The organism is Parasedimentitalea nitratireducens, assembly GCF_057444295.1.
The window spans coordinates 562,890-573,387 of record NZ_JBYAXC010000003.1 but is presented as its reverse complement, the minus strand read 5'-3'; the positions used below and the strand labels follow the sequence as shown (position 1 = coordinate 573,387).

Genomic DNA, 10,498 nt, shown 5'->3' with positions numbered 1-10,498 from the left:
GAGAACAAACTACAGGTGCGCCCATTGTTGCACAGGTGTGCAAAAAATCTTGACATGAAGTCAGACGCAAGGCGAGGATGGATAAACCGGCCCAACAGCACCGAATCTGATCTGTTGGCGTAAACGGGAGGGGCACAGGGACAAAGAACCTGTGTGAGGGAGTGAATGATAAAAGATCAAGTTTCACCCGAAGAAGTAGGGCGCTGGATGCGTCTGCGCTATCGGCTCAAGATTGGTTGGCGCGAGCCGACGGCGGCAATCGGATTATTCCTGGTTCTGCTGTTTGGCTATCTGATCGTTGTTCCCATCGCCAGTCTGCTGTTTGACTCAGTACAGGTTCAGTTTGGTGATGTCCGCCGCGCCAAGGCCGATTTGGGAGAGCTGACCTGGTACTATTTTGACCGAGCGCTGTTCTCGCCGGTATCAAAAATCCTGTTCTGGGAACCATTGCGCCATACGCTGAGCGTATCCTTTGGCGCTATTATCGTGTCGCTAAGCGTTGGGGGCGTTCTGGCCTGGCTGCTGAGCCGGACTGACATGTTCGGGCGTCGCTGGTTTGCGACCGCCCTGATCGTTCCCTACATGCTGCCCTCGTGGACCTTTGCACTGGCCTGGCGCACCCTGTTTAAGAACCGTACCGTGGGCGGACAGGCTGGCTGGCTTGAGAACATGGGGTGGACACCCCCGGATTGGCTGGCCTACGGGCAACTACCAATCACTATTATTCTGGCGCTGCACTATACGCCCTTTGTCATCCTGCTATTTGGCAACGCGCTGCGCCGCTTTGACTCGCAGCTGGAAGATTCAGCTCGAATCCTGGGGGCGGGGCCACGCACAGTTGCCTGGCAGATCATTCTGCCGCTGATGCTGCCGGCGCTGATGTCGGCGACCGTTCTGATTTTTGCGAAATGTCTGGGTGAATTTGGTGTGTCTTACGTACTAGGACTGCCGGTAAACTATGATGTGCTTGCTACTTCGCTCTACCGCAGCATTGCCTCGCGGCAAACCGGTGTGGCGGCAGTGCTGGCCGGTGCAATCATGCTAATCGGGATTGTCTCCCTGTTGATTGACGCCCGTTTGGTGCGCGAGTCTCGCAAGTTCGTCACCGTTGGCGGCAAGGGGTCCATGAATCGCCAAACGGCTCTCGGAAAATTCCGGATGCCAGCAACTGCGCTGGCTGGCCTTATCTTCTTCCTGAGCGTTGGCTTGCCACTGATGACCCTGCTGTTGTCGACTATCATGCAGGTGCCGGGCCAGTTTGCTCTGTCAAACTTCACGCTGGACTATTGGATCGGCTCCAATCTTGAAACCGTCGGTCTGAGTAGCGGTGTGTTGCTGTCGTCAGAACTGTGGACGGCCATGTGGAACACATTGCGCATTGTTGGCTTTGCCTCGATCTGCTCGGGTATCATGGGAATTCTAGTCGGCTATGTCGTGGTGCGCTCACCCATCAAAGGGGTGTCGATCTTCCTGCGCCAGGTCACATTCTTTCCTTATCTGGTTCCAGGCATCGCATTTGCCGCCGCCTATCTGTCGCTGTTTGCGGTAGAACGCGGACCTATCCCGGCGCTGTATGGAACTGCGGCGATCCTGATACTGGCGCTTATGGCGGATCAGATGCCCTATGCCTCGCGCGCTGGTATCTCGGCGATGATGCAGCTGGGTAAAGACCCGGAAGAGGCTGCGCAGGTGGCAGGCGCAGGCTGGTTCCGCCGCATGGTGACCATCGTGATCCCCATCCAAAAGGGTGCGTTGGTGGCCGGTGTTCTCTTGCCCTTTATCTCAGGCATTCGCGGGCTCAGCCTGTTTGTGATCCTTGCGATCCCAAGCACTGATGTTCTGACCACCTTCTCGCTGCGGCTCTTGGATTACAACTACACCCAAGCCGCAAACGCCGTTGTTCTAATGATCTCGGCCATAGCCTATTTCGGCACCTTAGCTGCCCAGAGGCTGACCAAAACAAACCTCGCTGATGGACTGGGGGGCTGACATGCCAAATATCACGCTGAAACACGTCAACAAAAGCTATGACAAGAACGCCACCAACGCGGTGTCGGACCTGAACCTGGAAATCGGGGATGGAGAATTTATGTGCCTGTTGGGGCCTTCGGGCTGCGGCAAGACCACCACGCTGCGGATGATTGCAGGGTTGGAGAACCTGACCGGCGGTGAGATTGCGGTTGGTGAACGTACCGTCGATTCAATCGGCAAAGGCGTGTTTGTGCCACCTGAAAAGCGCGGCATGGGGCTGGTGTTCCAGTCCTACGCGCTGTGGCCGCACCTAACGATCGAGAAGAACACCGACTTTGGCCTGCGCCTGCGCAAGGTTCCCAAGGCTGAGCGCGAAGAGCGGGTCAATCATGTGATGAAGAAGCTCGGTATCGAACAGTATCGCGACCGCTATCCGTCGCAATTGTCCGGTGGCCAGCAGCAGCGCGTGGCGCTGGCGCGGATGCTGGCAGTGAATCCCGAGGTTCTGTTGCTGGACGAACCCCTTTCCAATCTGGATGCCCGCCTGCGCTTGGAAATGCGGACCGAACTGAAACGCATTCATGGCGAGTTTGGCACCACGATTGTCTTTGTGACCCACGATCAGTGGGAGGCAATGACGCTGGCAACAAGCATTGCAGTGATGCATGACGGCACCCTGCAACAGGTGGGTACACCCAATGATATCTACGACCGCCCCGCCAACCGTTTTGTGGCCGAATTTGTCGGTAGCCCGCCCATCAATATGATTGATCTCAAGCAGGGCGACACGCGTATTTCATATGCGTCGCAAGCCTTTCTCGACGGCTACTTCCCTTCGATCCAAGGCGCGGCGTCTCTGGGCCTTCGCCCTGAGAATATCAAACTTGCCAATCAGGTCTCAGAGGTTCCGGCAGATCATTTTGCAGGAGAGGCCAACGTGGCCGCAATTCTGCCAACAGGCGGTAGCTGGATCATCGAAATCATGGTCGATGAGCACAAGCTGTTCCTGACAATTAACGAACCCCCGCAGGTGGCTGTGGGCCAGCAGGTCTGGTTCCATACCTCGCCTGCATTCATGCATTTGTTCGATAGCGATGACCAACGGTTGACCGCTGCGGATGATGTTATCGCTGAATTCTGCGAAGCTGGGGAGAGCTGCGCGCCTTCGGCGGCAAAAGCGTCATAACCAAAAGTGACGACGACTAAAAACAGTGGAGGAGACTGAAATGACACTATCAATTAAGATCCCGTCATGGACGAGTAAGGCCAAGGCGACCTGTGCGGCGGCGGCGCTGGTTGTCGGCGGTGCAATGTCGCCAGCGATGGCAGAAGATTTTGACCTTGAGGTTCTGATCGCGGCCGCCAAGGCCGAAGGCCCAATCACCATCTACGCCAGCACCGGCAAAATCAAGAAAGCCGCCAAAGCCTTTACCGAGATGTACGGGATCGAGGCCGTTGGCAGCAAAGTTAAGGGTGCCGCTCAGATCGACCTGGTGGTACGCGAAGCACAGTCTGGCAACACTGTTGGTGATGTGATCATCTCCAGTGATGCAGGCGCCACATTGGCGCAACTTCTGGGCTCCGACATGGTCAGCAGCTGGACACCGCCCGATTTGGCCGGTGATATTGATGAGCTGTCACAGGATCCGCTGGTGGTCTGGCGTGACCCATCGGTTTGGAGCTTTAACAGTGAAAACACCGAGGTTTGCCCAGTAAGCAATATTTGGGAGCTGACTGGTGACGACTGGAACCGCCGCGTTGCCATGCCTGATCCGTTGCACAAGCCTTCCATTCCTGACTGGTTCAACCAGATGGAAATGCATTTTGATGATGACGTTGCCGCTGCCTATAAGGCGCATTTTGGCAATGACTTAGATACCAGCAGCAAGTCTGCAACCGCCCAGTGGGTCGAAGCCCTTGCCGGTAACGCACCACTGTTGACCGACAGTGATGGCGACGTGGCCGACGCTGTAGGCACGCCGGGTCAGGCCGAGCCGTTCTTTGGCATCATGTCGTCGGCCAAATACCGCGATACCGTCGACGGTGGTCTAACCATGTCGATCTGTCAGGATATTCAGCCTTACATGGGCTTTTACAAACCCGGCTTTGGCCTGATTTCAAACGGCACCAAAAACCCGAATGCCGCCAAGCTGTTTCTGCACTTCATGATGACGGAAGCTGGCGTTGGACCGATGGTTCGTGACGGCAAAATGTCCGGCAATGGCGCGATTGCTCCACACCCCGAAGAGCCGTCGGGCGTTGTGCAGCTGCGCGATCGTCTAACTCCGCACGTGGCCGAAACAGGCGCTGACGATTTCGACATGCGTCAGGATTGGCAGGACCTGTGGCGCATCAGCTATAGCCGCTAACTCTCTTGGCCCGGGCATGCCCCGGGCCAAACCTCTCCTTCGAAGAAAAGTACTGTAATGTCAGCATCCCAAGTTGATCCCAAGTATTCGGCGCATTTGCGCAGCATCGCTCAACAGGCGGCTCATTCGGTTCATGAACCGCTGATCAAGGCGTTCCGGTCCAGTATGGATCTGTCCTATAAGGCGGATCGCCGTGACATCGTGACGGAACATGACAAAGCCGCCGAGGTGATCATAGTTGATCAGTTGCTGACGATGGAACCAAACTCGCAAGTGGTTGGTGAAGAGGGCGGAGCGCAGGGGCAGGGCGACCTAAAGTGGTTTGTTGATCCCATCGATGGCACATCCAATTTTGCCTGTGGGCTGCCATCATGGTGCGTGTCTATTGGCGCGGTTCTGAATGACGAAATCATCGCCGGCGCAATCTGGGACCCAATGGGCGGCAACATGTTCAGTGCTGACACATTGGGCGCATATCTGGGGGATGAGCTGCTGAAAACCCAGGCCATGCCGGATCAGGCCGATGCCACTTTGCTGGCCAGTTATCCGTCGGCGCGCGACTTGGCGGCCGATGGCAAAGAGGTGGCTCTGGATCGGTTTGGTCGCCTGATGGAGGGCTTCTCGTCGGTGCGTCGCAACGGCAGTGCCGCGCTGGGACTTGCACATGTATCTGTCGGCTGGGCCGATGGGGCGATTGGGGTTGGCATCAATCCATGGGACGTTGCGGCGGCGATATTGATCCTGAAGAAATCTGGAGGCATATACCGGCCCATTAATTGGGATGCTGAAAAACGCTCCCGCCCAGCATTTGAATCCCCGGGCTATGCTGCGATTGGTGCCGGAGGGAATTACCCAACGCTTTTGATCATCGCAGATGAAATTGAAAACAATCGATCAAGCGCCACACGCTGATTGATCAAGATAACAGGTTATAAGAATGAAGAGTTCCACCGAAGCTTGTATGTCAGATACTGACCTCGTTGTTCGTGCCAACGCGTGTCGTAAACTGATTAAGGCCGCAGGTACGCTTGCGAGTGAGGCGTTTAATGAGCGACCCGCTGGGGCCTTTGAAATGAAGGGCCCACAGGATTTTCTGACCGAAACAGATCTGGCCGTTGAAAAGCTCATTCGAAGCGAGATTGAATCCCGGTTCCCGTTGGATGGATTTTTGGGCGAAGAAACGGGTGGGGTTGTTAAGGGCGACTATTGGGTTGTCGACCCTATTGATGGCACCGCGAATTTTGCGCGTGGCATTCCGCATTACTGCGTCGCTATGGCGTTTGTGTCGGCTGGGGAAATACAGTTTGGCGCGATCTACAATCCCTCGTTTGATGAGCTGTATTTTGCACGCAAAGGGCAAGGTGCCTATCTCAACGACGCCAAGCTTTCGGTCTCGCGAATTGCCCGGGCGGATGAAGCCAGCATCGAGATTGGTTGGTCTAATCGCCTGCCAAACCAGCAGTATTTCGATATTATTCATCAGCTGTTTGATGATGGTGCCAATGTGCGCAGGGCCTCTTCGGGGGCGCTGGGGCTGGCCTATGTCGCCGAAGGCCGATCAGATGGCTATGCCGAGCTGCACATGAATGCCTGGGATTGTCTGGCGGGGTTCTTGTTGGTGCAAGAGGCCGGTGGTGTTATTGGCGGATTTCCCGAGACCGCACAGTTGCACCATGGGGGCAAGGTTTTGGCAGCGACGCCGGGTGTGGCTGACCTTTTATCCAAGGCCAGCGGTATTCCGGTTATCAGATAATTATGCCGTGGTGCCCATCCGCACGGATTGGCGCCACACCGGCTCGGTTGCAAAGCGGGTAGGGCCGTCGTCAGCAGTTTCAGTTGGATGCGAGGTGAGAAGGTCGCGAATATAAGCTGCAATGTCTTCGACGGGCTGGCGAAAAGTCGTCAGGTTGTAAGACGACCAGCTTGACTGGTCGATGTCATCAAAGCCGATAACGCACAGATCCACGGGGATGCGGCGGCCAAATTCATGCCGGGCAACATCCATAAACCCGCAGGCCAACAGATCGGTTAGGCAAAAAGCCCCATCGGGTGGGTTGCTGCCACTGAACAGCTGCCGTGCTGTTTCGGCACCTGTTTCATACGACGTCATGCCAATAGTCTTGAGAGTGGCCTCAACCCCATGGGTCTTTGCTTCTTCCAGAAACGCCTGTTCACGGGCAACAAGGCTGGGGGTGCCAGCCTTGGAGGAGACGGCAACGATGTTGCGACAGCCCGCGCGGTGCAGCATGTGAAAGGCCTCGCGGGCTGCAACGCGGTTGGTCACCACGATGCTTTCGACGCCCGATTGCATTTTGTCACGATTGACCACAATAACCCGTTGGCCATTGTTCAGACAGGTCTGGATCAGCGCATCATCGGGTTGACCAGACAATACCAAGGTCGCATCCGCCCGATAGCGGATGGTTTGGGCCAGTGCGTCGCGCACCCCGACATCTCCGGATGAGTTGACAACAATGGCAACCTTTTGGATCGCTTGCAGCTCGCGGGTCAGGGCATCGATAAATCGCGATTGATAGGGGGTATAGATATCGGCCCCTACAATGCACACGATATTACTTTGTTCGTTGATCAAGCCGCGTGCCAGCTCATTAACATGATAGCCAAGCTTGTCCGCCGCTTTTTCAACCTTGTTTCGCGTCGTTGGGGAGACTGATGCCCCCTTGGTAAACGTGCGCGACACCGCAGATCGAGAAACCCCAGCCAGATCAGCAACTTGTTGAGCGCTTACAAAGGACGTTTTAGGTTTCTTCTTCATTCGTCTACCTTTTGGTCTGTTCAACACGGTATGCTGCGAGGGTGGCAATTTTTCAAACAATATTAGTGCAACGGGTATTGGGCTGTTATTAGGCGAATAACTAGATGGTCTGCAATTGCATCATTGCACGCCTGTGCAAAAAATGAAACTATTGCGCAACATTTGTTACAGGGTCGGCTTGCCGACCAGTGTTGTGCAAGGGATGCAGGATGACCAAGAAGACACCAGTATATGATCGCCCGGATATCAGCTTGATTGCTGAAGGCATCGGCCCTGATAAGGTTTCGCTGTATATCGGCGGGGCCGAAGGCGCGCGGAATATTGATCTGCTGGCTGAAGCGAATATCACCACTGTTGTAAATTGCGCGGTCAATCTGGACATCAACTATGTGTCTGATCCCTTGCTGGTCGAGGAAGGGGCAAAATGCGCCTCCGGCCCGGCGCCGGTGCGGACTTATAAAATCGGTATGGTTGATGGCGCGGGCAATCCCGAGAAGCTGATCCTGGCCGGGTACTATCTGCTCGAAGGTGCATTGGAGCAAACCTGGCCCGACAAACCTTCATATCCACGACGCGAGCGTGGCAATATTCTGGTGCATTGCCGGGGAGGGCGCAGCCGTTCGGTTGCGGTGGTTGCGCTGTATCTGCATCACAACCACCCGGAAACCTATCCAACACTTTACGATGCACTGCGCGTTATTCGTGAACGGCGGGAACTGCGCCCGGATGAATGGCACGAAACCCCCAAGCCGATGCTGACCGAAGCCGCACTCCGCGCTGCCAAAGCAATTGAAATTCTGCAAAGTGCAAAGGCAGAGATCGCCGCAGTAACCTATGATGCTGACCTGGACGTTTAGCGAAACATCTTAGGGCGTGCGTCAACCCAGGTGCCGCCCTTGCTACCAGAGTCTGCCACAGCAAAAACAGCAGCCATAGATCTTAATCCGTCTACCGCGCGCGGGTACAGGTCTGCATCAGGCGGAACCGGGGTTCCGGCTTTTGCGGCGCGGATCGCGTCGTTCAGATCTTTATAGATATTGGCAAAGGCCAATGGCATGCCCTCGGCATGACCAATCGCAACACGTGAGCAGCGATCTGCCTCGGAGGACAGGTTTTCCTCTCCACGTTCAATGGTTTGACGACGTCCCCCAAGCGGCATGTAATACAGTTGGTTTGGCTGTTCCTGCTCCCATTTTAGCCCACCCAAAGACCCAAATACTTCGATGCTGAGACCATGTTGCCGCCCCAGCGCGATGGACGAGGTCCAAAGACGCCCAACCGCGCCGCCCGACATACGGAAATTGACCATCGCGTCGTCTTCCAGCTCTCGCCCCGAGACACAGGACGCAAGGTCGGCCGAGAGGGTCTCAATCTCTTGCCCGGTGACAAAACTCGCCATGTGCAGCGCATGGATGCCGCAGTCGGCGAATTGTCCTGAAACACCAGCCTGCGCTGGATCATAACGCCACCGCACCCGCGGGTTCTCCGCGTCATTCCCGGCGGCGTGATGCCCATGTGAGAACTCGGCTTTGACCAATCGAATATCCCCCAGATCACCGGCCGCGATCATCGCTTTCATGTGACGGACCAAGGAATAGCCCGTATAGCCTTAATTCACCGCGCAAATCGTTCCTGTCTGCTGCGCCAAGGTCACAATTTCTTCGCCTTCTTCAGGCGTCATGGTCATGGGCTTTTCACACAGGACATTAAAGCCAGCTTTCAGGAAAGCCTTAGTGATTTCGAAATGGGTCGCGTTAGGGGTGGCTATGGTCACCAGGTCAAGCCGATCTGGCCGCTTTGCTTCAACCTCCAGCATTTCTTGCCAGCTACCATAAGCGCGATCAGCAGACAGGCCGAGTTCTTTGCCAAAAGTGCGCCCGGCCTCAGGGTAGTGGTCCAACGCGCCTGCGACAAAGTCAAACGCGCCATCAAGGCCCGCGCCCAATCGGTGCGCCGGGCCAATCTGACTGCCCCGTCCGCCGCCAACCAACCCCCAGCTTAACCGTGCCATTTCTGAACCCCTCGATGTCTATGCATGGAAGAAAAGCAGAAAGTGCACAGCTGTGCAATATTGATGTGCAGCCGGTCCTCAATGAACGGTATATGCCGTTTCAAAGATCAGAAATCATGGGCAAATTCAGCGTCGATCATTGGCAGTTTGATTTCTGGCAAGCCAAGCTGACAATGGTTTGGCCGTAAATCCATGGGCTATCAAACTCAGGAATACAGTGAAGATAACGACCAATGCGATGGTTTCACCACCGGGAAGTCCGTTGTCTAAAACAATGATTGCAAACACAATACTGGCAAGGCCACGTGGCCCGAACCATCCGAGAAAAAGCTTGTCGTGACTGGTTGCTGTTGTTGCGGTGAGCGACAGGAATATCGGCAACATGCGAACAACTGTCAGGCTAAGCAGGGCATAAAGCACGATCTGCCAAGTCACCAATCCAATGATATTACCAACGACAGCAGAGCCAAACAAAAGCCAGGTAAGCATGGCAAGGGTTTCCCCGATACCTTCGGCGGCCACAACAAACTTGTGCTTTGAGTGGCCAAGCATGTACCCAAATAACAATCCACCGGTAAAGGCAGCAATGTAGCCGCTGCCGTGCAGGGACTGCGCAAGCGAGAAACAGGCCAGAGCAAGGGCAGGCACAGTCACTTGCAGCCAAACCTCGGTTAGCCATCCCTTGGCAAGGCACTGTTTGATGAGCAGCGACGCGACCAATGTCAGCCCCAGACCAACGAGCAATCCAATTCCCAGCTCTTCGAGCACAACTGTGAAGGGCCGGATTGTTTCGGCATCTGCGCCACTGGCCTCTAGTGCTAGGGCAATGAAGATAAACAGAAAGGGGACACATAAACCGTCGTTTAAGCCGCTTTCGGCGTTCAGTCCTGCACGGATCCAATCCGGCACATTTTCGTCTGTGACCACCGCCTTGCCGAGTGCGGCATCTGTTGCGGCCAGAATGGTCCCAATAATGGCAGCCTCATAGAAAGTGAGCACATCCAGCAATACCAAGGCCAAGCCAAATCCAAGTGCGATGACACCGGGCAGGCCGATCAACAGCATTCTTGCTGGAATTTTGAATCTGGATTTCAGCACTGCCAGTTCCGCGTTTGCGGCATCGCTGAACAATATCAAGACCAGCGTCATATCGGCAAACATGCGCAACTGATTTCGCATGGCTCGGCCTTCGAACCAGTCCAAAACCAAAGGTCCCATCAGAATGCCTGCGGCCACAAAAATCACCGGTCCTGAGATGACACTGCGCTCAACCCTCCCGGCAACGATGCTGTAGAGAAACACAAATACTGCCAGAATAAGAACTTCATTGTGCATGATCATGTCCTTAAATGTGGGTTGCTGAATTTTGGC

Annotated in this window: 8 protein-coding genes and 1 pseudogene; 6 read left to right on the top strand and 3 right to left on the bottom strand. The window is 55.2% G+C overall.

What is annotated here, in order from left to right:
* Nucleotides 1–165: 165 nt before the first annotated feature.
* Genes AC2T28_RS13435 through AC2T28_RS13415 form a run of 5 tightly spaced genes read left to right on the top strand, consistent with a single transcriptional unit; the run spans nt 166 to nt 6,093 of the window.
* Complete coding sequence (locus AC2T28_RS13435; protein WP_486749496.1) at nt 166–1,989, top strand: ABC transporter permease; 1,824 nt, start codon at nt 166–168, stop codon at nt 1,987–1,989.
* Nucleotide 1,990: 1 nt separating this feature from the next.
* Nucleotides 1,991–3,157: an ABC transporter ATP-binding protein gene (locus AC2T28_RS13430; protein WP_486749495.1), complete on the top strand. Its 1,167-nt coding sequence runs from the start codon at nt 1,991–1,993 to the stop codon at nt 3,155–3,157.
* Between the two features lie 40 nt (nt 3,158–3,197).
* Complete coding sequence (locus tag AC2T28_RS13425) at nt 3,198–4,340, top strand: ABC transporter substrate-binding protein (protein WP_486749494.1); 1,143 nt, start codon at nt 3,198–3,200, stop codon at nt 4,338–4,340.
* A 57-nt stretch (nt 4,341–4,397) separates the two neighbouring features.
* Entirely contained in the window at nt 4,398–5,252 is an 855-nt protein-coding gene (locus tag AC2T28_RS13420) for an inositol monophosphatase family protein (RefSeq protein ID WP_486749493.1), read from the top strand.
* Between the two features lie 25 nt (nt 5,253–5,277).
* Entirely contained in the window at nt 5,278–6,093 is an 816-nt protein-coding gene (locus tag AC2T28_RS13415) for an inositol monophosphatase family protein (protein ID WP_486749492.1), read from the top strand.
* On the opposite strand, the gene AC2T28_RS13410 is transcribed toward AC2T28_RS13415, so the two are convergent.
* Nucleotides 6,094–7,116, bottom strand: coding sequence for a LacI family DNA-binding transcriptional regulator (locus tag AC2T28_RS13410; protein ID WP_486749491.1), 1,023 nt, complete (start codon nt 7,114–7,116; stop codon nt 6,094–6,096).
* Between the two features lie 209 nt (nt 7,117–7,325).
* On the opposite strand from AC2T28_RS13410, the gene AC2T28_RS13405 reads away from it, so the two are divergent.
* Complete coding sequence (locus AC2T28_RS13405; protein WP_486749490.1) at nt 7,326–7,973, top strand: dual specificity protein phosphatase family protein; 648 nt, start codon at nt 7,326–7,328, stop codon at nt 7,971–7,973.
* On the opposite strand, the pseudogene AC2T28_RS13400 reads toward AC2T28_RS13405, so the two are convergent.
* A pseudogene (locus AC2T28_RS13400) lies at nt 7,970–9,127 on the bottom strand (Gfo/Idh/MocA family protein). The gene AC2T28_RS13405 and the pseudogene AC2T28_RS13400 overlap by 4 nt on opposite strands.
* Nucleotides 9,128–9,253: 126 nt before the next feature.
* Nucleotides 9,254–10,462, bottom strand: a complete 1,209-nt coding sequence (locus AC2T28_RS13395) for a cation:proton antiporter (RefSeq protein WP_486749489.1) — start codon at nt 10,460–10,462, stop codon at nt 9,254–9,256.
* Between the last annotated feature and the right edge of the window lie 36 nt (nt 10,463–10,498).

Excerpts from the sequence above, each read along its gene's own strand:
- AC2T28_RS13435 (WP_486749496.1), top strand. The coding sequence starts at position 166 with ATGATAAAAGATCAAGTTTCACCCGAAGAAGTAGGGCGCTGGATGCGT.
- AC2T28_RS13430 (WP_486749495.1), top strand. The coding sequence starts at position 1,991 with ATGCCAAATATCACGCTGAAACACGTCAACAAAAGCTATGACAAGAAC.
- AC2T28_RS13425 (WP_486749494.1), top strand. The coding sequence starts at position 3,198 with ATGACACTATCAATTAAGATCCCGTCATGGACGAGTAAGGCCAAGGCG.
- AC2T28_RS13420 (WP_486749493.1), top strand. The coding sequence starts at position 4,398 with ATGTCAGCATCCCAAGTTGATCCCAAGTATTCGGCGCATTTGCGCAGC.
- AC2T28_RS13415 (WP_486749492.1), top strand. The coding sequence starts at position 5,278 with ATGAAGAGTTCCACCGAAGCTTGTATGTCAGATACTGACCTCGTTGTT.
- AC2T28_RS13410 (WP_486749491.1), bottom strand. The coding sequence starts at position 7,116 with ATGAAGAAGAAACCTAAAACGTCCTTTGTAAGCGCTCAACAAGTTGCT.
- AC2T28_RS13405 (WP_486749490.1), top strand. The coding sequence starts at position 7,326 with ATGACCAAGAAGACACCAGTATATGATCGCCCGGATATCAGCTTGATT.
- AC2T28_RS13395 (WP_486749489.1), bottom strand. The coding sequence starts at position 10,462 with ATGCACAATGAAGTTCTTATTCTGGCAGTATTTGTGTTTCTCTACAGC.